The sequence below is a fragment of the Ruania alba genome, from assembly GCF_900105765.1.
Classification (GTDB): Bacteria; Actinomycetota; Actinomycetes; order Actinomycetales; family Beutenbergiaceae; genus Ruania; species Ruania alba.
On sequence record NZ_FNTX01000001.1, the window covers coordinates 2209608 to 2235565 of the forward strand.

Here is a 25958-nt window from a genome sequence, read left to right on the forward strand (position 1 = left end):
CGCGCCGGCCGCCAGCGGGCGGTCGGCGCGTGGCCCGGCCCGGGGATCGCCGCTGACCCTCAGTGCGTGAGCTGCCCCCGGATCTCCCCACCCGGGAACGTCGGCGTGTGGACGTTCACGTAGTAGGACCTGGGGTTGTCATCGATAGCGCCGAGCACCTCGGCATCGGCGGTGACACAGTCCGAGACACTGAACGACGTCCCGTCCCCGACGCTGAGCGGGACCACCACAGGACCGGCGGCATTGCGGGGAGCGACGTGGATGTGGGCGGCGGCAGCCGACACCGAGAGGTTCCGGGCGCTGAGCGTGAAGCAGAGCTGATCGCCCTCGATGGTGTAGGTGAACGATCCGCTCGCCCCCGTGTTCGAACCGGTCGTCTCCTGACCGACGTTGAGAGGAACGAAGTTCGGTGCCGCGCCGGCGGGTGCGGCCACGGCGGTCAGTCCGAGAGCGAGGGCTGCGACGGCGGCGCCACGACGGGCACGGCCAGCGGAGGGCAGGGGAACAGGCATGTCAGATCCTCCTCGATCGACGTACCCCTCACGGTACGCCGATCGAGACCCCATCGCGCGGGCTGGCTACAAGCTGGCCCGCAGCGCCCGCAACCGGGTGAGCGCGGAGTCCTTGCCGAGGATCTCGATGGACTCGAACAGCGGAGGTGAGACCCGCCGTCCGGTGATCGCCACCCGCAGCGGGGCGAACGCGAACCGTGGTTTGATGCCCAGCTCCTCCACCAGCACGGCCTTGAGGGCCGCCTGCTGCGGCTCGGGGCTCAGGTCGTCCAGACCCTCGAGCACCTCGATGGACCGATCGAGCACGTCGGCGGCCTCCGCGCGCAGCGCCGCACGCGCCTCCTCGTCCACGACGAGATCGTCGTCGGCCACGAACAGGAACCCGAGCATCCCGGGTGCCTCGCCGAGCAACGTCATCCGCTCCTGGACCAGTGGCGTAGCGAGCTCGAGCAGCCGCTGCTGCTCCGCCGTCAGTTCCTCGTACGTGCCTGCGGGGACCACTCCGGCCTGGTGCAGGTACGGCACCAACCGGGCGCGGAAGTCCTCAGCAGGAAGCAGCCGCAGGTGGGCGGCGTTGATCGCCTCCGCCTTCTTCTGGTCGAAGCGCGCGGGGTTCGGGTTCACATCGGTCACGTCGAAGGCGGCGACCAGCTCGTCCTGGGTGAAGATGTCGTTGTCCGGGGAGATGCTCCAGCCGAGCAGTGCCAGGTAGTTGAGCAGCCCCTCCGGGATGAAGCCGCGCTCGCGGTGCAGGAAGAGGTTCGACTCGGGCGCCCGCTTGGAGAGCTTCTTGTTCCCCTCCCCGGTCACCATCGGCAGGTGCCCGTAGGAGGGCACTCCCTCGGCGATCCCGAGCTCGGTCAGGGCCCGGTGCAGGGCGATCTGCCGCGGGGTGGAGGAGAGCAGGTCCTCCCCGCGCAGCACGTGCGTGATCCGCATCAACGCGTCGTCGAGCGGGTTGGTGAGGGTGTAGAGCGGCTGGCCGTTGCCGCGCACGATCACGAAGTCCGGCACCGAGCCGGCGGCGAAGGTCACCTCGCCCCGCACGAGGTCGGTGAAGGTGATGTCCTCGGCGGGCATCCGCAGCCGCAGCACGGGGGTGCGGCCCTCGGCCCGGAACGCGGCCTTCTCCTCCTCGGACAGGTCGCGGTCGAAACCGTCGTAGCCGAGCTTGGGGTCGCGCCCGGCCGCGCGGTGGCGTGCCTCGATCTCCTCCGGGGTGGAGAACGACTCGTACGCATACCCGGAGCTGAGCAGCTTGTCGGCGACGTCGGCGTAGATCGCCGCACGCTCGGACTGCCGGTACGGTCCGTCCGGTCCGCCGGCCTCAACGCCCTCGTCCCAGTCCAGGCCGAGCCAGCGCAGCGCGTCCAGGAGCTGCTCGTAGCTCTCCTGGCTGTCGCGAGCGGCGTCGGTGTCCTCGATCCGGAACACGAACGTGCCACCGTGGTGGCGGGCCTGCGCCCAGTTGAACAGGGCCGTGCGGATCAGCCCGACGTGCGGGGTACCGGTGGGCGAGGGACAGAAGCGGACGCGCACATCGGCGCCGGAAACGGGAGTCGTCATGATGGCTCCCAGCCTACTGGTGAGTGGCCTCAGTCTTCCGCCCGGCCACGAACCACAGGACCGGCCCGACCACCGGCGCCAGCACGATCAGCGCGAACCATGCCACCTGGAGCAGACCTCGCAGCCCCGGATGACGGACGGCACTGACCAGCGCCACCACCATCAGCACCAGTGGCAGGAGCAACACCAGCGTGTACGCCAAGTCGTACGTGGCAATCATGCGTCCCCCAGGTCCTCGTCCCTCCACGCACCGTAGCCGGGCACGACCGGCCCGGCAACGCCCCCTGTCTGTCGAATCAGTGCGCTCCGACGGCCTCCCGCGCCCGCTGCATCACCTCGGCGATGGTCACCACGCGCCCCTCGGCCGAGGACCGTACGGCAGCCTCGACCATGGCGATGCTGACCACGTTCCTGCGGGCCGCCGTCGCCGGCTCGGTCCCCGTGCGCACACAGGTGACGAACTCGGCCAGTGACCCGGCGATCTCCTCGGGCACTTCGCGCTCGGGAACGGGCAGCGATGCACCGTCCGGACCGTACGCCGTCGGGGGGTGATCGCCGTCCCAGCGCACTCCCCCGCTGGCCGCACCAAGATTCCACACCCCGTTCCAGGACGTCTCCGGGAACGGCCCGCACCAGGTGCCGGTGTAGGAGAAGGTGGCTCCGCCGTCGAAGGTGAACACCGCCGTGGCCACCGCGTTCCCGGCGAACCATGACCAGCTCGGGTTGGAGGATTCGCAGTAGACGCTCACGGGGTCGGCACCCATCAGGTCCCGCGCCAGGTCGAACTGGTGGATGGCCATGTCCACGATCAATGGTTCGGCCATCTGCTCACGGAACCCGCCGAAGTGCGGGGCCTTGGCGAACTCGCACCGTGCGGTCTCCACCGGGCCCAGTTCGTCGAGCACCGCACGCAGCGCCGCGAGCTGGCTGTAGTAGCGCCGGGACTGGGAGATCATCAGCAGCTGCTCGGCCCGGTCGGCCGCCGCGATGATGGGCAGGCACTCGGCCACCGACTCCGCCATCGGCTTCTCGCACAGCACCGGCAGGCCCAGGGCGAGCGCCTCACGGTTCACCGGGCTGTGCGCTGCCGGCACTGTCACGTTCACGACGGCGTCCGCTGGCGTGGCAGCAACCAGTTCCGTGATCGAGGTGCTCACCGGGGCCGGTCCGGCTCCGGTCTCCGCCAAGGCAGCCTGTGCCACTTCCACGTCCAGGTCCACGAGGCCGACCAGCTCGACGTCCGCATTGGCGGTGATCGTGCGCAGCCAGGCTCGCCCCATCCCGCCGGCGCCGACCTGAATCAGCCGCAGCGGGGCAGCCGGATCGCCAGTCACGCTCATTCGGCGCTCTCGATCGGTCCGGTGTACCCGTGCCCGGTGAAGAACTCACCGGACTCGTAGCGCAGCAACGTGGGTGTGGTGCGTTTCGGCCGCACCGTGTGCGCCCAGGCGACGCCGTTGGCGATCACCGTGCGGACGTGCTCGTGGTGGTAGACGGGGAAGTCCTGGTCGCCCGGGGAGAAGAAGAAGATCTTGCCGTGGCCACGCTTGAACGTGCAGCCGGAACGGAACACCTCTCCCCCGGTGAAGGAGGAGATGAAGATCAGCTCATCGGGTGCCGGGATGTCGAAGAACTCCCCGTACATCTCTTGCTGGTCGATGATGATCGGGTTCGGCACGCCCTGAGCGATGGGGTGGGTGGGGTCGACGGTCCAGACGAGCTCACGGTCCTCCTCGCTGCGCCAGCGCAGCGTGCAGCTGGTGCCCATCAGCTTGCCGAAGATCTTCGACCAGTGACCCGAGTGGAGCACCAGCAGTCCCATGCCGTCGAGCACGTGCCGGTGCACGCGGTCCACGACGTCGTCACGCACTTCGCCGTGGGCGGCGTGCCCCCACCAGACCAGCACGTCGGTGGCGGCCAGCACTTCCTCCGTCAGGCCGTGCTCCGGGTCGTCCAGGGTCACCGTGCTCACCTGGACGGCGTCGCCGAGGTTCTCCCGGATGCCCTCGGCGATGGTCGCGTGCATACCGTCGGGGTAGATCTCGGCCACGTGCGGCTCGATCTGTTCGTGCCGGTTCTCGCCCCAGACGAGCACGCGCAGAGCGTCGGCATTCTCAAGGTTGGTCATCATGGTCCCCTTCTGAGTCGTCCGTCTACTTCACCGCTCCGCCGGTGGCCCCGGCAGCGATGTACTTCTGAGCGGCCACGAGCAGCACGATCGCTGGGATCGCCGAGAGCACGGCAGTGGCCATCACCGCACCCCAGTTCTGTACCTGAGTGCCCAGGTACTGGTAGATACCGAGGGTCACCGGCCGAATCTCGTCGGTGGTGGTGAGGGTAAGCGCGAACAGGAAGTCGCTCCACGCGAACAGGAACGTGAACAGCCCCGCGGTGATGATCGCGTTCCGGCTCACCGGCACCACGATCGAGACGAAGGTCCGCATGAGCCCGGCACCGTCCACCCGGGCGGCCTCGATGATCGCCGGCGGTACACCGAGCATGAACGAACGCATGATGAGGATCGCGAACGGGATCGCACTGGTGGAGTTGGCGAGAATCAGCCCGGGGATGGAGTTCAGCAGCCCGAGTCCTTCGTAGGCGCTGTAGAGCGCGTTGGCGATCACGATGCCCGGGATCATCTGGGAGACCAGGATGGCCAGTAACGCCAGACCCACCCAGCGGAACCGGAACTGTGCCAGGGCGAAGGATGCCGGTGCGGCCAACGCCAGACTGAACGCCACGGTGCCGAGCGCGATGATGAGGCTCGTCACCAAGTTGGCGCCCTGCTCGCTGATGGCGCGGGCGTAATTGTCGAGGCTGGGCTGCAACGGGATCAGATCCGCGTTGAGAGTGTTGCCCGAGGGCTGCAGCGACGCGTTGACCATCCAGTAGACCGGGAACAGCATCACTGCCAGGATCAGCACTCCGGCCGCCGTCAGGGCTACTTTTCGCAGGTCGATGTCGTCGCCGGTGCGGCGGTTCGGTTCCGCCGGAGCGGAGGTCGTGGTTGTCATGCCTGCCTCCTCACTCGTCCGCCGCGTGGCGCCCGCGGCGCAGGTACACCACGGCGAACGCCATCGAGATCACGATCAGGATGTTGCTGAGCGCGGCCCCGTGACCGAACTCGAAGTCCACGAAGGACCGTTGGTAGGACTGCGTAGCCAGTGTCTGGGTGGCGTTCGCCGGTCCCCCGCCGGTCAGACCGAGGATGATGTCGAGGACCTTCAACGTGTAGACCACACCGAGGATCAGCACCACTGAGACCACGGGCCGAAGGCTGGGCCAGGTGATGTACCGGAACGCCTTCCAGTGCGTGGCGCCGTCGAGGGACCCGGCCTCGTAGAGTTCGTCCGGGATGGCCTGCACGCCGCTGTAGAGCAGCGTGGTGTTGAACGGGATCCCGATCCAGATGTTCACGCCGATCACGGCGATCAGCGCGATCGAGGGTGAGACGAGCCAGCCGATCGGCTCCACGCCGAACACCCCGAGGAACCGGTTCAGGATCCCGGAGTCCTGCTCCAGGATCGCGCGCCACGTCGCCGAAGAGACGATCAGTGGCAGCAGCCACGGCAGCAGCAACAGCCCACGCAACGTCGCCGAGAGCGGGAAATGCTGCTTGAAGAACAGCGCGAGCGCCAGGCCGATAACGAACTGGAACAGGATGGATCCGGCGGTGAACAGCCCGGTGTTGAGCATGGCCTTGCCGAAGATCGGGTCGGTGACCACGTCCACATAGTTGGCGAGCCCTACCCAGGGCGCTTCCCCGGTGAAGAAGGTCTGCAGGCTGTACTCCTGCAGGCTCATGGTGAGGTTCTTCACCACCGGGTAGCCGAACAGCAGCGCCATGGCGATACCGGCGGGAAGCACGAACAGGATCTTCCCGATGTCGTCCCCGCGGAGCTTGGGCCGCCGGCGGGGCGGGGCAGGCGATGCCTGCCGCGCCTCCGCCGGGACGTGCGTGAGGGAGCTCATGATGTCAACCTCAGCGAGCGGAGGCTTGTGCGAAGGCCTCGTCGGCGCTCGCCTGGCCGGTCAGCGCCAGCTGGATCGCTTCGTAGATCACGGTCGCGGCGTCGGGCCATTCCGGTCCGAGCTCGCCGGTCCGCGACCGGGCGTTGGCCACCTGCTCGGCGAATGCCTCCATCTCCGGCCGTTCGGCGAGGAAGTCCTCGGCGAGGTCGGTCCGGGTGGGGATCGTGTACCGGGACACTGCCCAGTCGAGCTGCTGCTCGGGCGTGTTCAGGCACTCCACGAAGTCCACGGCAACCGCCTGGCTGGCCTCGTCCCCGGTGACGGGCACGGTCCACGCCTCACCGCCGAGCGGTGCGACGGGGGTCTGGCTCGGGTCGTTGACGGGAAATTGCACGACGTCCCAGTTCACGTCCGGCATCTCGTTCATCGACGGGATGTTCCACGGGCCGTTCACCATCATGGCGGCGCGGCCGGCCATGAACTGATCCTTCGCGTCCCCCTGCGACCAGTTGATGACGCTCTCCGACGCCGAACCCGACTCCACCAGGTCCACCCACAGTTGCAGCGCCTCCGCCACTTCCGGACTGGTCAGATCGGTCTCGTCGCCGCCGTTCGTCCACATCGGCGGAAGGAACTGCCACGTGCCCTCGTAGGTATTGATCGCACTGAAGGAGATCCCGTACTGGTCACCCTCGGTGAGGGTGGCAGCGGCTTCGCGCAGCTCGTCCCACGTCGTCGGCGGTTCGACCCCGGCCTCAGCGAGGACGTCGGTGTTGTAGAACAGCGCCAGGGTGTTGGCCACCGGCTGCAGTCCGTAGACGTTCCCGTCATAGGTGGAGGCATCGATCACGCCTTGTGCGAATCCGTCGGTGGAGACCCCGTTCTCGTCGAGCGGGACGAGCGCCCCGGTCTCCGCGATCTGCTGCACGTCCGGGTTGTCGAGCATGAGCACGTCCGGCAGGGTCTGGGACGACGCCTGCTGAAGCACCGTCTGAATCAGATCGGCGCCGGGCACCGTCTCCCGCTCCAGGGTGATCCCGAGCTCCTCGGCGCAGCTGTCCAGGCCGGCTTGGATGAGGGAGTTGTCCGGGTCGTTGTTGTAGTAGTCCAGGACGGACAAGCTGGACACGTCCCCGGTGTCCGCCTCGCCTCCTCCCCCACCACTCGAGCATGCTGCCAGGGCCAAAGCCGCCCCGAGCCCTCCGGCCACAGTCGTCACGATGCGTCGTCTCACGATCAGCTCCCTTGCTGTCTTTCGATGTGTGGGTCATTCGGTGCGCCGCCCCGGTGCCCCTCTTGTGAGCTCGCTGGTTAAGCGCTTAAATGATGTGATGTCGATTGTGCGGCGTACGCTCGGTCGCTGTCAAGGATGGATCTCGAGAAGGCGTCGCTCACGGCGCACGACCACCCGCGAGGAGGAACTGCGATGGTCACCATGAAGGACGTCGCCGAGCATGCCGGCGTCTCCATCGCCACCGTCTCCTTCGTGGTGAATGACACCAAACCTGTCACGCCTGCCACCCGCGCCCGGATCGAAGCCGCCATGGTCGAACTGGGCTACCGCCGCAATGCCGTGGCACGGGCCCTGGCCAGCCGACGCACACGGATCCTCGCCCTCGTGTACCCCGTCTTCGAGCGTCCGTTGAACACCTCCTCGGTAGAGTTCTTCACCAGTGCCGCCGCTGCCGCAAGCGCTCGCGGATACCACCTGGTGATCTGGCCGGTCAGCAACGACGGTCGCGAGTTGGGTGAGTTGCTCGGCCAACGACTGGTGGACGGGGTGCTCCTGATGGAGGTCCAGCTCGACGACTCGCGCGTGCAGGTGCTGGAGCGGTCCGGCACCCCGTTCGCTCTGATCGGTCGCACCCGGGAGCCGGACCGATACCGCTACGTGGACATCGACTTCGAGGCCACCGTGGCCGGCGCCGTCGACCATCTGGCCGCTCTCGGTCACCAGCACCTCACCCTGGTACTCGGCTCCGGCGTGGACCACGGCGATCGCGACTACGGGCCGTTCGCACGCACCCGCGCCGCCTTCGACGCCTTGCTGCCCGAGCGCACCCTGACCGGGCGGACGATTGAGGTGAACCAGACGGAGGACGCCACCGCGCTCGCCGACCGGATCGTCGCGTCCCACCCGGCAGCAACCGGCATCCTGGTGCTGAACGACCACACCGCACTACGGCTTGTGGCCGGGCTGCGCCGGACAGGTCGGAAAGTGCCCGGGGACATCTCCGTGATGGGCCTGCTCGCCGCGGCTGAGAGCGGGATGGTGTGCGACCCACCGCTGACCCTGATGCGCGCCCCCGGGCCCGAGCTCGGCCGGCTCGGCGCGGACGCCCTGATCCGGGATCTGGAGAAGGACGAACCGCTGCCGCCCCGGCTGGTGCCTTGCGCCTTCGAACCGGGTCAGTCCACGGCCCCGCGACGTTCGTCGTGATGGAGCGACGCCGATGTCCTTCGCACTGAGCACTCCCACCGTCCATGAGCTCCCGCGGATTCGCTCCGCGCTCGACCAGTGGCAGCACGACGACGGCCCCGTCCATGTGCATCCAGGAGACCTGGGCTGGTTCGCACTGCGAGGTGCGCCAGCGACCGCCGACGCCTTGCGGGTCTGGTCGGCGAACGAGCGCAGCGTGGCCCTCTCACTCCTGGACGGCCCTCAGTTGCTGCGATTCGCTATGGATCCGGAGTTCCGTCACGACGACGCCTTGGCACAGCGCATCGCCGACGACGTGGGGGAACCGCGCACGGGCGTGCTCGATTCGGGGGCCGCTGCGATCGAGGCACGGGGCGCCGGCGCTCTGGGGGACGTACTCGCCGCTCGGGGCTGGTCGCCCGGCGAACCATGGACGCCTCTGCGCCGAGACCTGAACGACCACGTGGACAGCCCGGATCTCCGGTTCGAATGCCACGAGCCGGATGCCACCGCCGACTGGGTCCGGGTGCACTGGTCCGCGTTTCGCGGCACACCCCTGCCGGCCGAGCGCCTGCGGGATCTCGTCGACGGATGGCAAGCAGCAGCCCGGACGCCGTTCTTCGACTCCGCACGTGTGATCTCGGCGCACGATGCCACCGGACAGGCCGTCGCCGTCACCGCCGTGTGGAGCGCGGGCGTCGGCCGCCCCGGACTGATCGAGCCGATGGGCGTCCATCGGGACCACCGGGGCCAGGGCTACGGCACCGCGATCACCACGGCCGCTGCCGCCGCCCTCCGTGAGATGGGCTCCTCCAGCGCGGTCGTGTGCGCCGAGACGACGAACACGGCCGCGGTCTCCACCTATGTGGCCGCCGGATTCGCACCCCAGCCGAACGTCCGCGACTGGGAACGGGGCGGGTGAACCTGGTGGAGTGTCCGGTCAGCGGCGCAGCACCGGGTTGCCGAGGGTCCCGATGCCGTCGATCTCGACCTCCACGCGCTGACCGACGTCGATCGGGCCCACCCCGGCCGGGGTGCCGGTGAGCAGGACGTCGCCCGGGAGCAGGGTGAAGATGGACGAGGCGTAAGCGATCAGCTCGGCGATCCCACGGACCATCTGGGCGGTGGACCCGTCCTGGCGCGTCTCGCCGTCGACCCGTGCCTGCACTCGCAGGTCGGAGGTGTCCAGGCCGGTCACCAGGAACGGTCCGAGTGGGCAGGACGTGTCGAACATTTTGCCGCGCGTCCACGTCTTGTCCTCCGCCTGCACGTCCCGGGCGGTCACGTCGTTGGCCGCCGTGTAGCCGAGGATGACCCGGTCGGCCTGCTCAGCCGGGATGTCCTTGCAGATGCGGGAGATCACCACGGCCAGCTCGGCCTCGTGGTGCACCTCGTTCGTCCAGGCCGGCAGCACGATCGGGTCGTCCGGCCCCACCACCGTGGTGTTCGGCTTGATGAAGAGCAGCGGCCGTTCGGGCACGTCGTTGCCGAGCTCGGCAGCGTGCTCGGCATAGTTCCGCCCCACGCACACCACCTTCGAACGTGGGATCACCGGGGCGAGCAGCCGGACGTCGTCCAGCGGCACCCGCGCCCCGGTCGGAGTGGGCGTGGTGTACAGCGGGTCGCCGGTGAGGACGACGAGGTCCTCGCCGTCCAGGACGCCGTATCGCGGGTCGTCCCCGGTGGTGAATCGCGCAATCTTCATGAACCCCACGCTAGCGCGCCGCTAAGGTGTGCGGGGTGAGCGACCGAGGACTGCGTGCCGTCACCATGGCCGACGTCGCCCGGCGTGCTGGGGTCTCGGTGAAGACCGTCTCGAACGTCATCAACGACTACCCACACATCCGCCCCGGTACCCGGGAGCGCGTCGAGGCGGCGATCGCCGAGCTCGGGTACCGGTTGAACCTCTCCGCCCGGCAGCTGCGCACCCGTCGCACCGGAATGATCACCCTGGCGGTGCCGGAGCTGCGGTTGCCGTACTTCGCCGAGCTGGCCGACGCGGTGATCCGGGAGGCCGACACCCACGGGCTCACGGTACTGATCGAGCAGACCGGCGGGCGCCGGGACAGGGAGCTGGCGGTGCTGTCCGGTTCGAGACGACAGCTCACTGACGGGGTCATCCTCTCTCCGCTCGGCCTCGAACCGGCCGACCGCGCGGCACTCGATATCGACGCACCCCTGGTGCTTCTGGGTGAGCGGGTGTTCGGAGCGGCCGCCGATCACGTCACCATGAACAACGTTGCCGCCGCCCGAGCTGCGACCAGCCACCTGCTCGAGCTGGGGCGCCGCCGGATCGCCGTGCTCGGGCCGCATCCGGACGACACCGCCACCGGCTCGTCCGGGCTCCGGCTCGACGGCTACCGCGAAGCCCTCGCGGCGGCCGACCTTGCCTTCATTCCGGACCTCGTGGTTCCTGCGGCTCCGTGGCACCGTTCAGCGGGCTCGGACTCCCTCGGTGCATTCCTGGACGGCGGCACCGGAGTGGACGCCGTGTTCGCGATGAACGACGCACTCGCCCTCGGCGCGCTCTACGCCTTGCACGCACGCGGGGTGGATGTGCCCGGCGATGTGGCCCTGATCGGCTTCGACGATGTCGACGACGTCCGGTACGCCACGCCCACCATCAGCTCCGTGGCGCCCGGCCGGGACGAGATCGCCCGCACGGCCGTGGCTCTGCTTCGCTCCCGTCTAGCCGGCGACGGCGGCCCGTACGTTCGCGTGATCAGCGAGGCCCGGGTGGTGGCTCGCCAGTCCACCGGATCGGCCGACGAGCAGGTCATCTCGGTGCAGCCAGGTTCGCAGGTGCCGGCCGACGCCCCGGTCTGAGGGGTGGTCTGACCGCACCAGTGGTTGACCACCACCCGATCACCGTGCACTATTGTTCTACATCGATGTAAAGCACTCACGAAAGGCCCTGCGTGCACCGCTCCGCATCCCTGACCCCGCCGATGGGGTGGAACTCCTGGGACAGTTTCGGCACCACCGTCACCGAAGATGAGGTGCTCGCGAACGCCCAGGTGATGGCCGAACGGATGCTGCCCGCCGGGTGGGACACCGTGGTGGTCGACATCCAGTGGTACGAGCCCACCGCACGGGCCGGCGGGTACAACGACGACGCCCCGCTGCTGCTGGACGCCGACGGTGTGCAGATGCCGGTCGAGACACGGTTTCCCTCCTCCGCCGGAGGTCGTGGGTTCGCACCGCTCGCCGCCCGGGTGCACGACCTGGGCCTGCGCTTCGGCGTGCACCTGATGCGCGGAATCCCGCGCCGCGCGGTCGCCGACCCCCGCCCCGTGCCCGGCACCGACGCCACCACGGCCGACATCGCCCTACCCGCCGACCACCCGGCTGCTCGCTGCCCCTGGAACGGCGACAATCTCGGGCTCGACTTCTCCCACCCGGCGGCCCAGGCCTGGCTCGACCTGCAGATCGATCGCGTCGTCGGCTGGGGCGTCGACTTCCTCAAGGTCGACGACATGCTGTACCCGTACCACGGTGACGCCATCGAGGCGCTGCACTCCGCCGTCGGGAAGGCCGAGGAGCGGCACGGACGGGACGTCACCGTCTCCCTCTCCCCCGGCACCCACCTCTCCGTGGCGCACCTGGACCATCTGCGCGCACACGCCGACATGTGGCGCATCTCGGACGACCTGTGGGACCGGTGGGACGACCTGGAGGCCCAGCTGACCCGGCTCGCCCGGTGGGCGCCGCACCAGCAGGCGCACGGGTGGGCCGATGCCGACATGCTGCCGCTGGGGCGGATCGGGGTGCGCGCCGAACGGGGCGAGCCCCGGCACAGCCTGCTCACCGCCGCCGAACGCCGCACCATGCTCACGCTGTGGAACCTCGGCCGGTCCCCGCTGTTCGTCGGCGGCGACCTGCCCAGCTCCGAGGACGACACGTTGACCGACCTGGTGAACACCGAGGTGCTCGACATCGGCAAGCACTCCCGCGGCAACACCGAGCTCGTCCGCGAGGGGGATCTCGTCGTCTGGGGCGCCACTGGCACCGGTCCACGGGAGGGCACCCGCTGGGCCGCGGTGTTCAACACCTCCGACGGCGCACGCACCGTTCGTCTGCCCCTCACCTCCACAGGACTCGCCTCACCAGGGCTCACTTCCCCCGGCACCGTCACCGAGCTGTGGACCGCACGCGTGCTCGACGTCGACCCCAGTGATCCCTACGCCGTGCTCGAGCTCGACCTCGACGCCCACGGCACCGCGCTGCTGCGCAGCACCTGAGAATCCAGAACCCCAACCAGGAGAATCATGGCCAACGCCCGCATCACCCTCGATCCCGCCTTCACCGTCGGCCCGGTGCGCCGGCGCACCTTCGGCTCCTTCGTGGAGCACCTCGGCCGCGCCGTCTACACCGGCATCCACGAACCGGACCATCCCACCGCCGACGCGGACGGGTTCCGCCAGGACGTCATCGACCTCACCCGTGAGCTGGGCGTGTCCACCGTGCGCTACCCGGGCGGGAACTTCGTCTCCGGGTACCGCTGGGAGGACGGCATCGGCCCGCTCGAGGACCGCCCGACTCGGCTCGACCTTGCCTGGCACTCCTCCGACCCGAACCACGTGGGCGTGGACGAGTTCCTGAAGTGGTCCAAGGCCTCCGGCACCGAGCCGATGATGGCCGTCAACCTCGGCACCCGCGGCGTGCAGGAGGCCCTGGACATCCTCGAGTACTGCAACGTGCCCGGTGGCACCCACTTCTCCGACCTGCGCCGCAAGCACGGCGCCGAGGAGCCGTACCGGATCACGATGTGGTGCCTGGGCAACGAGATGGACGGCCCGTGGCAGATCGGGCACAAGACCGCCGAGGAGTACGGGCGCCTGGCCGCCGAGACCGCTCGCGCGATGCGGATGATCGACCCGGACATCGAGCTGGTTGCCTGCGGGTCCTCCAGCTCGTCAATGCCGACCTTCGGTGAGTGGGAACGGATCGTCCTCACCGAGACCTACGAGCACGTGGATTACATCTCGGCGCACGCCTACTACTACGAGGAGGACGGCGACCTGGCCTCCTTCCTGGCCTCCGCCGTCAACATGGACCACTTCATCGACTCGGTGGCCGCCACGGCGGACGCCGTGGGCGCGGCCCGCAAGCTCGCCAAGAAGATTCACATCTCCTTCGACGAGTGGAACGTCTGGTACCAGAAGCGCGCCGAGTCCCGCCCGCCGACCGGCGACGACTGGCCGGTGGCGCCGGTGCTGCTCGAGGACCACTACAACGTGGCCGACGCGGTGGTGGTGGGCAACCTGCTCATCTCGCTGCTGCGGCACACCGACCGGGTGCACGCCGCCTCGCAGGCGCAGCTGGTGAACGTGATCGCCCCGATGATGACCGAGCCGGGCGGCCGGGCCTGGAAGCAGACCATCTTCCACCCGTTCGCTCTCACCTCGGCCCACGCCAAGGGCGAGGTGCTGCAGCTGGCGATCGACGCTCCGGTGCACGAGACCGCGAAGTTCGGGGAGGTTGCCGCCCTGGACGCGGTCGCCACCCGCGACGCCGACACCGGGGAGGTCGCCGTCTTCGTGGTGAACCGCTCCACGACCGATGCACTCACCCTGGACGTGGACCTCTCCAGCCTGGGCGGGCTGCAGGTGGTCGAGGCGGTCACGCTGGCCAACCCGGACCACACCTGGCAGGCCAGTGCCGACGACGACTCCTCGGTGGCACCCGAGCCGAACGACTCCGCAGTCGTGACCGACGGGCAGCTGCGCGCCGAGCTGCCGCCGGTCTCCTGGTCGATGCTGCGCCTCGCCACGGCGTGACGTGACGGGGGGTCAGACGCGGATGAGCAGTTCGCCGTGCACGACGGCGAACCAGGCGTCCTCGTCGGCCCCCCACTCGCGCCACGCGGTCGCGATCTCGGCGAGCTCGTCGGTGGTGCTGAACCCGCCGTCCAGGGCGTGCCGCGCGAAGGCGGACTTCTCCACCCGTTCGGCCCAGGTGTGCGACCACCACTGGCGATCGTCCTCGCCGGCGTAGCACCACACCCCGGCACTGGGGCTGGTGTCGGTGAATCCTGCCTTGTTGGCCCAGGCCACCAGCCGTCGTCCAGCATCGGCCTGCGCCCCGTGCGCCCGGGTCACCTGGTGGTAGAGCTCACGCCACCGGTCCAGCCCCGGCACCTCCGGGTACCAGCTCATCGCAGCGTAGTCGGCGTCCCGGACGGCGATCATCCCGCCGTGCCGGGTGACCCGGGCCATCTCTCGCAGCGCGGCCACCGGGTCGGAGAGGTGCTGCAGCACTTGGTGGGCGTGCACCACGTCGAACGCGCCCTTGGCGTAGGGCAGGTCGTAGACGTCGCCCTGCTCGAACTGCACGTTCTCCACACTGTGCGCCTCGGCGAGCTCGGAGGCTTTGAGCAGCACGTCCGTCGAGCGGTCCAGCCCCATCACCCGACCGGGAAACACCTTCTGCGCCAGGCCCACCGTGATGGTCCCAGGGCCGCATCCGACGTCCAGCAGGTCGGTGTTCTCCTCCAGGAGTGGGAGGAGGTAGCCGGCCGAGTTCTCGGCCGTCCGCCAGCCATGCGAGGCGAGCACGCTCTCATGGTGCCCGTGCGTGTAGGTGTCGACGCGCTCCATATCGGGAGTGTAGTGCTCCCCATCACTGCTCGCCCGGGCAGGGGCGCGGGTTGGTTAGCCTGACCAGGTGACCGGAGCCAAGAAGCGCATCGTCGGGGTGGACACCGCCCGGGGCCTCGCCGTGCTGGGGATGTTCGTCGCCCACCTCGGGCTCGAGCAGCACGTCGGCATGCTCACGCCGACGGGGTGGTTCTTCGTCGCGGACGGGCGTCCCTCGGCCCTGTTCGCCATGCTGGCGGGCACCGGGCTCGCGTTCATGACCCGCCGCGCCTTCACCTCCGGCGACCCAGCCGAGTGGCGCCGGCAGCGGGTACGCATCCTGAAGCGCTCCGGCATCCTGTACGCGTTGGGCTGGATGCTGACCTTCCTGATGACCCCGGTGGCAGTGATCCTGCCGGCCTACGCGGTGATGTTCGTGCTGGTGCTGCCGTTCCTGCGGCTGCGCATCCCAGCGCTGATCGCAGTGGCAGCTGCTGTGCTCGCTGTGGCGCCAATCCCGGTGCTCGCGGTCCGCCACGTCACCGGGGAAACCTCCGGATGGCGGGTGATGCCCGGCGTGGGCGAGCTGCTCACCGGCTACTACCCGGCGATCGCCTGGATCGCGTACCTGCTGGTGGGTCTGGCCGGCGGGCGGCTGGACCTGCGCAGGATCGGGGTGCAGGCGGGCATGATCGTGGTGGGAGCCGCGCTGGCCTTGCTCGGCTACTCGGCCGGCACCCTGCTCACCCAGGTGCTCGACCCCGCCGAGAGCTCGCTGACCGAGCTGTTGGTGAGCACGCAGCCGCACGCCCACTCCGGGCCGGAGATGCTCGGCAATGTCGGTGTCGCGATCGGCGTGCTCGGCCTGCTGCTGCTGCTCACCCAGCCGACCGTGCTGCGGGTGATCCTGACCCCGATCAGCGCCACCGGGGCGATGTCGCTGACCGTGTACAGCCTGCACATCGTCTACATCCGCATCCTCGGTGACGAGGCCGTGTGGTACCCACAGTCGAACTGGCCGCTGATCTGGCTGATCGTGGCCACCTTCACCTTCGCCACCCTCTGGCAGCTCACCCTCGGCAAGGGACCCTTCGAGCGGGCGATGAGCGCGATGATCCGCACCAGGGCCGAGCGCGGCGGCACGCCGGGCGGGCCACCGGTCCCACCTCCACCGAACCCCCAGCAGTTCTACCCCGCACCCCAGGCGCGTCCCGCACCGGCCGCCGCCCCGCCGGCTGCCACGGTCACGCCGCCCTACCCGCCTGCACCACCACCGTCATGACCGCTCCACCCGCCCTCCGACCTGTCCCGACTCTGCCGGCCGCGGTCTGGACCGCGCGCGAGGCTGCACACGCCGAGCGGGCCGATGCCCTCACCCGCGCCCACCGGGAGCGTCGGGCTGAGCATCGCCGCCACCCGGTCGAGGACTTCCTGTACACCTACTACCCCACGAAGCCGGGGCAGTTGCGGGTGTGGCACCCGGGCGTATCAGTCGCCCTGGAAGGCGCGGCGGAGCACGCCCGACGGCGGTGGTACACCTCACGCAGGGACGGTTCGGTCACGCTGGACGTGCCGGGCTTCCTGGCCGACCGCGGCGACGCCGTCGGCTATATCCACCACCTGGTCCGGGCGACCCGGGCCCGCCCGGCCCGGTTGAGCTGCTTCGGGCTGCACGAGTGGGCGATGGTGTACCGAGCGGAGCAGCAGGAGGTGCGCCACCCGGTGCCGTTGCGCCTCGGGGCCGAAGGTACGGATGAGGTGGTGCGCAGCCATCCGCTGCGGTGCACCCACTTCGACGCGTTCCGGTTCTTCACCGACGAGGCCGAACCGCGGAACGAGCTCCGGCTGACCCGCGCCGATCAGCCGGAGCTCGAGCAACCGGGCTGCCTCCATGCCGGAATGGATGTGTACAAGTGGGCGAGCAAGCTCGGGCCGGCGGTGCCCGGCGAGCTGCTGCTGGACGCGTTCGAGCTGGCCCGGGACATCCGTGAGCTGGACATGCGCGCCTCCCCCTACGACCTCACCGCGTGGGGGTACACCCCGGTGCCGATCGAGACGGCGGAGGGCAAGGCCACCTATGTGGCGGCACAGCGGGAGTTTGCCGAGCGGGCGAACAGTCTGCGGGACCGGCTGCTCGCCGTGACCGCAACGCTCACGGCCTGTATGCCGCCTGAGTAGAGTGACGCCACGTCCAACGAGGGGGGGCCGATCGGTGCAGCGCGCATCCTGGGTGCGGCGACGCACGCGTGCTCAGGCACCGTTGGTCATCCTGCTGGCTGCCATGGCGGCACTGGTCACCGTCGCAATCGCCGGCACGCTGAGCTACCTCTCCCTCGCGTCGACCACGGCGGTCCGTACCGTGCTGGCCGACGCCCCGGCCGAGGCAGCGACCGTGGTGGTGCAGACCCGGGTCGCCGACGACCCCGCAGCACAAGACCGTGCACTCCGCGAGATCGTGGCAGATCTGCTCCCCGGAGTCACCGTGCACGGGCGCCAGACCACTCCTGCCCTCGATCTGCAGGACGCCACGGCGCTCGACGGTGCCGCCGTGGTTCTCCTGCGCGATGCCGACGTCGAGGAGGCGGCCACCCTCGCGGACGGTGCGTGGCCGGCCGGCCCCGGTGAGGGGGCCCTGCACGCCGCCGCGGCCGAGGCGTTGGGCGTGGACGCCGGGGATCGGCTCACGATCGGCGACGACGGCCTGGACATTCAGATCACGGGGCTGTGGCGGCCCGACGACGCCACGGCACCGCGGTGGACGGGGAGCCCGCTCGCCGCCGAGGGGATGGATCCGTTCCAGCCGAGCACGGTCGGCCCTCTGCTGGTGACGACGTGGGACGGTCTCGACCTGGCGCCCTTCGCCCGCTGGGTGATCGAACCACCGGCCGACCTCGCCCCGGCCGACCTGCCCGTCTGGGAGTCTGGACTGGCCGCGCTGCCCGAGGCAGTGGAAGCCGCGAACGTGCCGGTGCGCGGCCTGATCATCGAGGGCACGCTGGCCGAGACGGTCGCGAGCACCTCGGCAGGGCTGGCGTCGGTCCGCGCAGCCGCCGCGGTGCCGCTGGTGATCGTCGCTGTGGTGTCCCTGGTGGCCACGTGGCAGATCGCTCGCCTGCTCACCCTGCTCCGCGCCCGGGAGACCCGCATCCTCCTCTCCCGCGGCGCGTCCAGGCGTCAGTTCCGCCGGGCGGCGACCACCGAATCGGTCGCCCTGGCAGGCATCGGCGGGGTGGTGGGCGCCCTGGGAACCATCGCCCTCTCCGCCGGTCGACCTGGCGCCGCGCCGGCGCTGGTGGCGGTCGTCGCCGCGGGAGTGATCATCGTCCTGACGGCGGTGCTCACCAGCGTGCAGCTGCGCGCGGTTCCGCAGATCGCCACGGACGACACCGCTGCCGTCAGCGGTCGCCGTCGACCCGTGCTGGCTGGTAGTGCCGTCATCCTGCTTCTCGCCGCTGCCGCGTTCAGCACGTGGCGAATCACCCGGAACGGCTCTCCCCTGGTGCCGGGCACCGCACGGGTGGACCCGTTGGCGGTGAGTGCACCGGCACTGGTGCTGGTGGCGACGGCGCTGCTCGCCATCGCGCTGGCTGTTCCGTTCACCCGGTGGTGGGCCCGGAGCACCGCTCGCGGCCCTGGCTACTCGCCGGTGACGGAGGCCCGGCAGGTCTCTCGGCACCTGCCGGTCCTCGCCGTGCCCGTGGTTCTGGTGATGCTCGCGAGCGCCGTGAGCACGCTGGCGTCGGCGTACGCGGGTACGGCGGAGTCGCTCCGCACGCTCTCCGCCGGGGTGGCCAACGGTGCGGACGTGCGCGTGCGTCTCGGTCCAGGCATCACTGGTGAGCCGGCCGGGGTGCCGGACTACGTCGGGCTCGACGGGGTGGAACGCGGGACCGGGGTGGCCACACCGGGGGTTCGTGTGGACGGCTCGTCCGGGTCGGTCACCGCACTGCCGGCCGCAGAGACGGGTGTGATGTCCGCACCTGAGGCGATCGTGGATCCTGCCGCGGTCGCCGGGCTGCTGGCTCCCGATCAGCAGGTCCTCACCGGTCCGGAGATCGAGGCTGAGGCGATCGAGGCGGAGGTGTCGGTCGCCGCCGACTGGGCGGCTGCCCAGCCGACCTTTGCGCGCCCGCCCGGGCGCACGGTCACGATGGCGTTCGTCCTGTGGAACGGCGCCGAAGCGGTGACGGTGGCATCGGACCCGGTGAACGTGTCCTCGGAGCCCGGTGCTCCCCCGACCACGGCCGAGCTGACTGTTCCCCTGCCGGATGGTCCGTGGCAGCTCGTGGCGGTCGATGTGCAGCTCGACACCGGGTTCGAGGACACGCGCTACGACGTCGAGGTCAGTACGCTTCACGCTGGGGCGACCGACCTCACCGAGGCTGTCGCCTCGTGGGACCCGCACACGGTTCCGATGCGCGCCGGCGGCTCCGAGCTCGATGCCGAGGCGACCCCGCTGCAGATCTCCGCCCAGGTCGGTCTCCTCTACAGCGGCAACTTCGTGATGGCGGGCACGGAGACGATTCGGTCGATGCCACCGCCGCCTGCCACGCCCGAGGAGGGCATCCCTGCTCTGGTGACTCCGGCGTGGTCGGAGGTGGTGCTGCCTTCCGGGGCGGACGTGACGATCGCGGGAACACAACTGCGGATGCATGCGGCGGGCGAGATCGCCGTGATTCCCGGGGCGCAACTACAGCGCGGGGTGCTGGTGGACCTGGCCACCCTGCAAGCAGCGCTGCTCCGCCAGGGTGGTTCACCGGTGGCGGTCACCGAGATCTGGCTGGCCGCGCATGGTTCCGAGACCCCGGCGATCGCTGAGTCCGCCGCCGCGCTGGCCGGCCCACGTGCGGTCGTCACCACGGCGCAGACCGGCAGCATCGCGGACCCGGTGGCGGCGCCGGCTCGGGTGGTGTTCGTGCTGGCGGCGGTGGGGGCGCTGCTGCTCGCAGTGCCGGCCGTGGTGGCGGTGGCCGTGGCCCAGGCAGCAGCCCGGCGCGGTGAGGTGGTCGTGCTGCGCGCGGTCGGCGTGGGCTCGGCGCAGCAAGCAGCGTCCCGGCGGGCTGAGCTGCTGTGGCTGCAGCTGGGCGCCGTGGTCGCCGGGGTGGCTGCCGGGCTGGGGACGGCGCTGCTGATGATGCCCGACCTCGTGCGGGCCGCCACCGGCCAGACCTCCTCGGCGATCCCGTTGCCGCTGAGTCTGCACGTCACGACCGCCGCCGTCCTCCTCGCGGTGATCATCGCGGTCGTGGTGGGGGTGGCCCTCTGGTACGGCCGCCGCGTGCGTGCTCAGGTGCTCGATACCACCTGGCGGGAGGAGGTGCGGTGAAGACTCGGCTGCTGCTGCGTATGGTGCGCAGCTCGATCGGGGCGACGGTGGCACTGGCCCTGCTGGTGGCGGTCGCGTCCGCGATCTTCACTGCCTGGCCCCGCCTGGAGCGGCAGACGTTCACCGACGAGGTGAACTACGCGATCGCCGAGACCCCGCCCACGCTGCGGGCACTCACGGCCACGCTGCCCGATCCCCCGGTCCGCGACGAGGCAGGCCTGGCCGAGCTCGAGAGTGTCCTCGCGCAGACGTTCACCGGCGCCGGGGAGCACATGACCCGGACGACGGGCGATCCTCGCGTGTCCGTGACCACGACGCGGGTCTCGATGTCCGCCGCGGACAGAGGTAGCGACGACTTCTTCGAGACGTCGGTGCGGTTCCGGGTGGATCGGGGGATCTCCTCGCTCGTCGAGATGGTGGAGGGGACGGCACCCGGGCCGCCCGCGGAGGCGTCCGACGGCGGGGCGCTCGCACCTGTGGAGGTGATGCTCGCTGCCGGGACGGCGGAACGGATGGAGCTCGGCCTGGGCGAGCGGTTCACCGCGCCGGTGACCACCAACTCGTACGCGGCCGGTTCATCGACGCGGTCCGAGTTCGTCGTGGTCGGCGTGTTCGAGGCGACGAACCCGGCTGCCGACCAGTGGCAGCACCAGCTGAACACCCTGACGCCGCGGATCGACTCCGACTTCAACCGTGGCGACGCGGCCACCGCGACCGTGTACATCGATCCCGCTTCTCTTGCGTGGATGGCCCGCAGCGCTGAGGCGGAGATCTGGGTGCCGGTGCGCGCCGAGGCCGAGGGGGCGGCCGGGCTGCTCGCCGATCTGCGCGCGTTCACCGCTGTGGAGCACCCCCTGGAGCTGTCCGGACCGTCAGACCCGCCGCAGGTCCGGTTCGACACCGGCCTGACCGAGGTGCTGCACAGCGCGATCGGGCGCTGGCGGAGCACCTCGACCGTCCTGGCGATGGTGGCAGCAGGGCCGATCGGGGTGACGTTCGCTGTGCTCGCCCTCGGCGCCCGACTCGCGCTGACCCGGCGAGCGGCGTCCTTGGCGTTGGCGGCCGCGCGCGGAGGCTCGGGTCGGCAACTGCGCTCCCTGCTCGCCGTGGAGGGTCTGGCGTTCGGGATCCCGGCGGCCGTGCTGGGGGCAGCGGTCGCGATCCTGGCGGTGCCCGTCCCCGGCGCTGCCCCGGCACCGACCAACCTGCTGCTTCCTGCGGCCACCGCACTGGCGCCGGCGGTGCTGCTGGCCGCGATGCCGCTCCCGCGGCTGCGTCCGAGCCGGGACGACGTGGCGATCCGGTCGAGGAGTCGCTGGCGTTGGGTCGTCGAGGTGGCGGTGCTCCTGATCACGGCCGCCTCCCTGTGGTTGGTGACCGGCCAAGGCGTCACCGGCGCGGGTGGGGGCACCGACCCGTTGGCGGTGACGGCGCCGCTGTTGCTCGCCATCTCGGTGAGCTTGCTGACCCTGCGCCTGTTTCCGCTGGTCGTGCATGTGGTCCATGGTGCGGCTCGCCGGGGTCGCGGCCTGACGGCGTTCCTCGGCTCCGCGCGGCTGCTCCGGTCCGGAGCCACTCCCCTGATCCCGGTGCTCGCGTTGGCGACCGGGGTGGCGATCGCGGTGCTCGCCGCCACGATGCTGACCACCCTGCGCGGCGGGGTGGACGACGGCGCTCGCGCTGACGCCGGGGCGGACGTCCGGCTGAACGGCCCGACGTTCTCCGAAGGCGACCTCACCGAGATCGCCGGCCTGGACGGGGTGGCTGCGGTGAGCGCAGTGACGACGATTCCCGCTGTCGCGTTGGCCGAGGACGACACCTCGCGGCGGGTGACCGTCTACGCCGTGGACTCTGCCACGCTGCCTGAGGTGCAGACCGATGTTCCGGGCGCCGTGACGGTGCCGGGCGGCTTCTCTGAGCTTTCCCCCACCGGGGTCCCGGCGCTGGTCTGGTCCGGACATGAGGTGGACACCTCGGAGGAGGTCCGCCTGGTGCTGGACTCCTCGGTGGTGCTCGACGTGGTGGGTGAGCCGGCTGCGGCGCCGGGCGTGGTCGGGCCGGGGGCCTGGGTGATCGTAGACCTGCAACTGGTCCGGGAGGCCACCGGGCAGAATCTCGTGCCTCGCGATGTGCTGGTGGACCTCGACGATGGTGCGGGGCCGGACGCCGTCAGAGCATTGTCGGAGTGGATGGCCGGGCGCGGCACGATCGTCTCCCCGGCCGAGAGTACAGCGGAGTTCCTCGCATCTCCGAGCGCCCGCTCGTTGCAGGCGGGGTTCGTGATCGCGCTCGTGGTGAGCCTGGTGCTGGCGTGCCTGGCGATCATCCTCGGGCTGCTGCTGGCGGCACCGGAGCGCCGCCGGTTGCTCGGGGTGCTGCGCACGCTCGGGGTGAGCCGGGCGATGGCGGGTCGCCTGGTGGCGTGGGAGAGCGTGCCGCTGGTGGTTGCTGCGCTGGTGGTCGGCACCGGTCTCGGGCTGGTGCTGCCGTACCTAGTGGCGGGCACCGTCGATCTGCGCCCGTTCACGGGCGCCGACACCGCCCCTGAGCTCCGCAGCGATCCGCTCCTGATCACTGGTGTGGTGGCCGCTCTGGCCGTGGTGCTCACCGTCTGTGTCCTGCTCGCCGGCGTGATCGCGCGCCGTCTGTCCACATCCGTGCTGCGGATCGGAGAATCATGAGTACATCCACTGTCGACGGCGTACCGGGCGGCACGATCGAGTGCGAGGACCTGGTGCGGATCTACTCCGCCGAGGGCATCGAGGTCCAGGCGTTGCAGGGCCTCACGTTGCACGTGGCGGCCGGGGACCTGGTGGCCGTGGTGGGCGCCTCCGGGTCGGGCAAGTCCACGTTGCTGACCATCCTCTCCGGTCTGGACACCCCGACGGCGGGGCGCGCCCGGGTGGCCGGGACCGACCTGCTCACGATGAGCCAGGCGCAACGGGTGCACTATCAACGCCGCACCGTGGGGTTCGTGTGGCAGCAGACCTCACGCAACCTGCTCCCCTACCTGACCGGGGCGGAGAACGTCTGCCTGCCGATGGCGCTGGCCGGGCCGGTGGACTCGGCACGCGCCGAGGAGCTGCTGGATCTGCTCGGTGTCGCCCACTGCGGGGACAAACGCCCCGAGCAGATGTCCGGCGGGGAGCAGCAGCGGGTGGCGATCGCGGTGGCGGCGGCGAACACCCCCCAGGTGCTGCTCGCCGACGAGCCCACCGGTGAGCTGGACGAGGCGACCAGCGCCGAGGTGCTGGAGACGCTGCGGCACGTGAACGCCGAGCTAGGCATGACGGTGCTCATCGTCACCCACGACCCGACCGTGTCCGAGCACGTGCGGCGCACCGTGCAGATCCGCGACGGCCGCACCTCCACCGAGGTGCTGCGCCGCCGGGAGACCGACGAGCACGGAGCGGAGCGGCACGTGGCCGAGGAGTTCGCCGTACTGGACCGAGTGGGCCGGATGCAGCTGCCGCAGGACTTCGTGGCCGCGCTCGACCTCAAGGACCGGGTGCGCCTGGCGCTCGAGCCCGATCACGTCGGGGTCTGGCGGGACGAGACGCGCGAACGGCAGCGCCACGAGGGAGGCGAGCGATGACCACGCTGACCGCACGCGGGCTCTCCCGCACCTACCCCACCGGCTCAGGCGATGTACATGCGCTGGTCGAGGCCGATCTGGAGGTCCACGACGGTGAGCTGGTGGTGGTGCGCGGCCCGTCCGGATCGGGCAAGACCACCCTGCTGAACCTGCTCGGCGGACTGGACCGGCCGTCGTCGGGGGCGGTGTTCCTGGACGAGACCGAACTCAGCGCCCTCGCCGAGAAGGAAGCCCTCGAGCTGCGCCAGGCGACGCTGGCGTTCGTGTTCCAGTCCTTCGGGCTGGTGCCGGTGCTCTCGGCGGCCGAGAACGTGGAGGTGCCGTTGCGGCTGCGCCGGATTGCCGGAGGCGAGCGGGAGGAACGGGTGGCCGCGGCGCTGGCGGCGGTCGGGCTCACCCCGCACGCGAACCAGCGCCCGTACGAGCTCTCCGGCGGGCAGCAGCAGCGGGTGGGGATCGCGCGGGCGCTCGTCACGGACCCGCAGGTGCTCATCGCCGACGAGCCCACGGGGCAGCTGGACTCCGCGACGGCGGCCACGATCATGGATCTCCTGGCGGAGCTGACGTCCGAGCGTGGCATCGCCGCCGTGGTCTCCACGCACGACCCGTTGTTGATCGGGCGGGCAGACCGGGTGGTGCAGCTGCACGACGGGCATCTGACAGCGGCTAACGTCGAGTCGTGACAACGTCGACCACCGTCCTGATCATCTCCGCGGTCTGTTTCGTCCGCGCCGACCAGCACCTGCTCACCGTGCGCAAGCAGGGCACCACCCGGTTCATGCTCCCGGGCGGCAAGGTAGACCCCGGCGAGACGGCCGCGCAGGCAGCGGTGCGAGAGGTGGCCGAGGAACTCGGGCTGGAGGTGCCCGAGTCGGCGCTGCGCCCGCTCGGGGCCTACCAGGAGGCGGCCGCCAATGAGGCGGACACCCGGGTGGACGCCACGATCTTCACCGCGGCGCTTCCCGGTGAACCGCGGGCGGCGCGGGAGATCGCCGAGCTGCGCTGGACCGACCTGAGGGACACTCCCACCGATCTCGCTCCCCTGCTCGTCCGGCACGTGGTCCCTGCCCTGCGAGGTGCAACAGTTTAGTTGCACCTCGACGCCAGGTGACCTACTGTGGGTGCAACGCATCGATTGCACCAGGAGGTAGGGATGAGCGAGAACGCAGCGGTGGCCGATCCGGACGCCGGCACCATCACCCGGACGATCACCATCGACGCACCCCGGGAAAGAGTGTGGGCAGCGCTGACCACCGCGGAGCAGCTCGGGATCTGGTGGGATCCGGTCCAGCTCCCGGACGGGTGGCACGCCGGCTCGCTGGGTTCGTTCTTCTGGGAGGGCACGCCATACCCGGTGCGGCTGGACGTGGTGGATCCGCCGGTGCAGCTCGCCTTCACCTGGGGTGACCTGGGTGGCGAGATCGACGCCACCTCCACCACCGTCCAGTTCACCCTCACCGAGCACGACGGCGGAACGCGCCTTCGTGTGCACGAGTCCGGTTTCCTGAACAAGCCGGCCGCGCAGCGCCGGGCGGCGATGGCGGAGAACACCGGCGGCTGGAACACGGTGCTGGACTCGCTGACCACGTTCGTCACCACGCCCACGGAACAGGCGGCAGGTGCGCAGCTGTGAGCCGGTCGTCCGAGACTGCCGGCACTGCCCCGGGCGAGCTGGTGGCCGTGTGCGCGGCACTGGCGGATGAGACCCGCTGGCAGATCCTCGCTGCGCTCGGCACGCGCGAGGCGTCGGCCAGCGGACTCGCCCGGGAACTGCCGGTGACTCGCCAGGCGATCGCCCGGCACCTGAGCGTGCTGGAGGCGGTCGGCCTGGTGGAGGCCACCTCCGAGGGCGCGGGACGCACCGGACGTGCGGTGGAGTACCGCGCCCTGGGCGCCCCGCTCTCCCGGCTGGCCGAGCAGCTGGAGACGATCGGGCGCGGCTGGGATCGCCGTCTGGCCCAGATCAAGAAGGTTGCGGAGTCCTGACGCG

At 70.3% G+C, this 25958-nt stretch carries 24 protein-coding genes; 14 read left to right on the forward strand and 10 right to left on the reverse strand.

Translation table 11 applies throughout. From position 1 onward, the window contains the following. Nucleotides 1–59 precede the first annotated feature (59 nt). The 8 genes from BLU77_RS10090 to BLU77_RS10125 form a co-directional block, all read right to left on the reverse strand. Complete coding sequence (locus BLU77_RS10090; RefSeq protein ID WP_089772806.1) at nt 60–512, reverse strand: CHRD domain-containing protein; 453 nt, start codon at nt 510–512, stop codon at nt 60–62. Nucleotides 513–578: 66 nt separating this feature from the next. Further along, nucleotides 579–2078 (reverse strand): glutamate--tRNA ligase, encoded by a 1500-nt coding sequence (gltX, locus tag BLU77_RS10095; RefSeq protein ID WP_089772807.1) that lies wholly within the window; start codon nt 2076–2078, stop codon nt 579–581. Between the two features lie 13 nt (nt 2079–2091). Next, on the reverse strand, nt 2092–2298 hold the full coding sequence (locus BLU77_RS10100) for a PLD nuclease N-terminal domain-containing protein (RefSeq protein WP_089772808.1): 207 nt from the start codon (nt 2296–2298) through the stop codon (nt 2092–2094). A gap of 76 nt (nt 2299–2374) precedes the next feature. Then, a complete protein-coding gene (locus BLU77_RS10105) occupies nt 2375–3418 on the reverse strand; it encodes a Gfo/Idh/MocA family protein (RefSeq protein ID WP_089772809.1) in 1044 nt (347 codons plus the stop codon). Then, a complete protein-coding gene (locus BLU77_RS10110) occupies nt 3415–4206 on the reverse strand; it encodes a ThuA domain-containing protein (protein ID WP_089773126.1) in 792 nt (263 codons plus the stop codon). The genes BLU77_RS10105 and BLU77_RS10110 overlap by 4 nt, the downstream gene beginning before the upstream one ends. A gap of 25 nt (nt 4207–4231) precedes the next feature. After that, nucleotides 4232–5092 (reverse strand): carbohydrate ABC transporter permease, encoded by an 861-nt coding sequence (locus BLU77_RS10115; protein ID WP_089772810.1) that lies wholly within the window; start codon nt 5090–5092, stop codon nt 4232–4234. Between the two features lie 10 nt (nt 5093–5102). Then, on the reverse strand, nt 5103–6050 hold the full coding sequence (locus BLU77_RS10120; RefSeq protein WP_089772811.1) for a carbohydrate ABC transporter permease: 948 nt from the start codon (nt 6048–6050) through the stop codon (nt 5103–5105). Between the two features lie 10 nt (nt 6051–6060). After that, the gene (locus BLU77_RS10125; RefSeq protein WP_245708754.1) at nt 6061–7284 is read right to left on the reverse strand and encodes a sugar ABC transporter substrate-binding protein; all 1224 of its coding nucleotides are present in this window, start codon (nt 7282–7284) and stop codon (nt 6061–6063) included. Between the two features lie 192 nt (nt 7285–7476). On the opposite strand from BLU77_RS10125, the gene BLU77_RS10130 reads away from it, so the two are divergent. Then, on the forward strand, nt 7477–8490 hold the full coding sequence (locus BLU77_RS10130) for a LacI family DNA-binding transcriptional regulator (RefSeq protein ID WP_089773127.1): 1014 nt from the start codon (nt 7477–7479) through the stop codon (nt 8488–8490). 13 nt (nt 8491–8503) lie between these two features. Then, nucleotides 8504–9391, forward strand: coding sequence for a GNAT family N-acetyltransferase (locus BLU77_RS10135; protein ID WP_089772813.1), 888 nt, complete (start codon nt 8504–8506; stop codon nt 9389–9391). Between the two features lie 18 nt (nt 9392–9409). Here BLU77_RS10135 and BLU77_RS10140 read toward each other — a convergent pair whose 3' ends face one another. Next, on the reverse strand, nt 9410–10174 hold the full coding sequence (locus BLU77_RS10140) for a fumarylacetoacetate hydrolase family protein (RefSeq protein ID WP_089772814.1): 765 nt from the start codon (nt 10172–10174) through the stop codon (nt 9410–9412). A gap of 65 nt (nt 10175–10239) precedes the next feature. Between BLU77_RS10140 and BLU77_RS10145 the strand changes: the two genes are divergently transcribed. The 3 genes from BLU77_RS10145 (at nt 10240) to arfA (ending at nt 14249) form a co-directional block, all read left to right on the forward strand. Continuing rightward, nucleotides 10240–11295, forward strand: a complete 1056-nt coding sequence (locus tag BLU77_RS10145) for a LacI family DNA-binding transcriptional regulator (RefSeq protein ID WP_089773128.1) — start codon at nt 10240–10242, stop codon at nt 11293–11295. Between the two features lie 92 nt (nt 11296–11387). Continuing rightward, complete coding sequence (locus BLU77_RS10150) at nt 11388–12710, forward strand: glycoside hydrolase family 27 protein (protein ID WP_245708755.1); 1323 nt, start codon at nt 11388–11390, stop codon at nt 12708–12710. A 27-nt stretch (nt 12711–12737) separates the two neighbouring features. Next, nucleotides 12738–14249: an arabinosylfuranosidase ArfA gene (gene arfA, locus BLU77_RS10155; RefSeq protein WP_089772816.1), complete on the forward strand. Its 1512-nt coding sequence runs from the start codon at nt 12738–12740 to the stop codon at nt 14247–14249. Between the two features lie 12 nt (nt 14250–14261). Here arfA and BLU77_RS10160 read toward each other — a convergent pair whose 3' ends face one another. Beyond that, the gene (locus BLU77_RS10160) at nt 14262–15068 is read right to left on the reverse strand and encodes a methyltransferase domain-containing protein (RefSeq protein ID WP_089772817.1); all 807 of its coding nucleotides are present in this window, start codon (nt 15066–15068) and stop codon (nt 14262–14264) included. Between the two features lie 67 nt (nt 15069–15135). Between BLU77_RS10160 and BLU77_RS10165 the strand changes: the two genes are divergently transcribed. From BLU77_RS10165 to BLU77_RS10205, 9 genes are all read left to right on the forward strand, one after another. After that, on the forward strand, nt 15136–16329 hold the full coding sequence (locus BLU77_RS10165) for a heparan-alpha-glucosaminide N-acetyltransferase domain-containing protein (protein WP_089772818.1): 1194 nt from the start codon (nt 15136–15138) through the stop codon (nt 16327–16329). Continuing rightward, nucleotides 16326–17225, forward strand: a complete 900-nt coding sequence (locus BLU77_RS10170) for a 3-methyladenine DNA glycosylase (protein ID WP_089772819.1) — start codon at nt 16326–16328, stop codon at nt 17223–17225. The genes BLU77_RS10165 and BLU77_RS10170 overlap by 4 nt, the downstream gene beginning before the upstream one ends. 34 nt (nt 17226–17259) lie before the next feature. Then, complete coding sequence (locus BLU77_RS22040) at nt 17260–20373, forward strand: FtsX-like permease family protein (RefSeq protein ID WP_175477024.1); 3114 nt, start codon at nt 17260–17262, stop codon at nt 20371–20373. After that, nucleotides 20370–23054, forward strand: a complete 2685-nt coding sequence (locus BLU77_RS10180) for an FtsX-like permease family protein (protein WP_089772820.1) — start codon at nt 20370–20372, stop codon at nt 23052–23054. Before BLU77_RS22040 ends, BLU77_RS10180 begins: the two co-directional genes overlap by 4 nt. Beyond that, on the forward strand, nt 23051–23968 hold the full coding sequence (locus BLU77_RS10185) for an ABC transporter ATP-binding protein (protein ID WP_089772821.1): 918 nt from the start codon (nt 23051–23053) through the stop codon (nt 23966–23968). The genes BLU77_RS10180 and BLU77_RS10185 overlap by 4 nt, the downstream gene beginning before the upstream one ends. Continuing rightward, nucleotides 23965–24651 (forward strand): ABC transporter ATP-binding protein, encoded by a 687-nt coding sequence (locus tag BLU77_RS10190; protein WP_089772822.1) that lies wholly within the window; start codon nt 23965–23967, stop codon nt 24649–24651. Before BLU77_RS10185 ends, BLU77_RS10190 begins: the two co-directional genes overlap by 4 nt. Beyond that, nucleotides 24648–25058: an NUDIX hydrolase gene (locus tag BLU77_RS10195; RefSeq protein ID WP_089772823.1), complete on the forward strand. Its 411-nt coding sequence runs from the start codon at nt 24648–24650 to the stop codon at nt 25056–25058. The genes BLU77_RS10190 and BLU77_RS10195 overlap by 4 nt, the downstream gene beginning before the upstream one ends. Nucleotides 25059–25121: 63 nt before the next feature. Continuing rightward, the gene (locus tag BLU77_RS10200) at nt 25122–25601 is read left to right on the forward strand and encodes an SRPBCC domain-containing protein (protein WP_089772824.1); all 480 of its coding nucleotides are present in this window, start codon (nt 25122–25124) and stop codon (nt 25599–25601) included. Beyond that, nucleotides 25598–25954 carry an ArsR/SmtB family transcription factor gene (locus BLU77_RS10205; RefSeq protein ID WP_089772825.1) on the forward strand — a complete coding sequence of 119 codons (357 nt, stop codon included), beginning with the start codon at nt 25598–25600 and terminating at the stop codon, nt 25952–25954. Before BLU77_RS10200 ends, BLU77_RS10205 begins: the two co-directional genes overlap by 4 nt. Nucleotides 25955–25958 lie beyond the last annotated feature (4 nt).

Coding starts and splice junctions, on each gene's coding strand:
- BLU77_RS10090 (WP_089772806.1), bottom strand. CDS start 512: ATGCCTGTTCCCCTGCCCTCCGCTGGCCGTGCCCGTCGTGGCGCCGCC.
- gltX (WP_089772807.1), bottom strand. CDS start 2,078: ATGACGACTCCCGTTTCCGGCGCCGATGTGCGCGTCCGCTTCTGTCCC.
- BLU77_RS10100 (WP_089772808.1), bottom strand. CDS start 2,298: ATGATTGCCACGTACGACTTGGCGTACACGCTGGTGTTGCTCCTGCCA.
- BLU77_RS10105 (WP_089772809.1), bottom strand. CDS start 3,418: ATGAGCGTGACTGGCGATCCGGCTGCCCCGCTGCGGCTGATTCAGGTC.
- BLU77_RS10110 (WP_089773126.1), bottom strand. CDS start 4,206: ATGACCAACCTTGAGAATGCCGACGCTCTGCGCGTGCTCGTCTGGGGC.
- BLU77_RS10115 (WP_089772810.1), bottom strand. CDS start 5,092: ATGACAACCACGACCTCCGCTCCGGCGGAACCGAACCGCCGCACCGGC.
- BLU77_RS10120 (WP_089772811.1), bottom strand. CDS start 6,050: ATGAGCTCCCTCACGCACGTCCCGGCGGAGGCGCGGCAGGCATCGCCT.
- BLU77_RS10130 (WP_089773127.1), top strand. CDS start 7,477: ATGGTCACCATGAAGGACGTCGCCGAGCATGCCGGCGTCTCCATCGCC.
- BLU77_RS10135 (WP_089772813.1), top strand. CDS start 8,504: ATGTCCTTCGCACTGAGCACTCCCACCGTCCATGAGCTCCCGCGGATT.
- BLU77_RS10140 (WP_089772814.1), bottom strand. CDS start 10,174: ATGAAGATTGCGCGATTCACCACCGGGGACGACCCGCGATACGGCGTC.
- BLU77_RS10145 (WP_089773128.1), top strand. CDS start 10,240: ATGGCCGACGTCGCCCGGCGTGCTGGGGTCTCGGTGAAGACCGTCTCG.
- arfA (WP_089772816.1), top strand. CDS start 12,738: ATGGCCAACGCCCGCATCACCCTCGATCCCGCCTTCACCGTCGGCCCG.
- BLU77_RS10160 (WP_089772817.1), bottom strand. CDS start 15,068: ATGGAGCGCGTCGACACCTACACGCACGGGCACCATGAGAGCGTGCTC.
- BLU77_RS10170 (WP_089772819.1), top strand. CDS start 16,326: ATGACCGCTCCACCCGCCCTCCGACCTGTCCCGACTCTGCCGGCCGCG.
- BLU77_RS10185 (WP_089772821.1), top strand. CDS start 23,051: ATGAGTACATCCACTGTCGACGGCGTACCGGGCGGCACGATCGAGTGC.
- BLU77_RS10190 (WP_089772822.1), top strand. CDS start 23,965: ATGACCACGCTGACCGCACGCGGGCTCTCCCGCACCTACCCCACCGGC.
- BLU77_RS10200 (WP_089772824.1), top strand. CDS start 25,122: ATGAGCGAGAACGCAGCGGTGGCCGATCCGGACGCCGGCACCATCACC.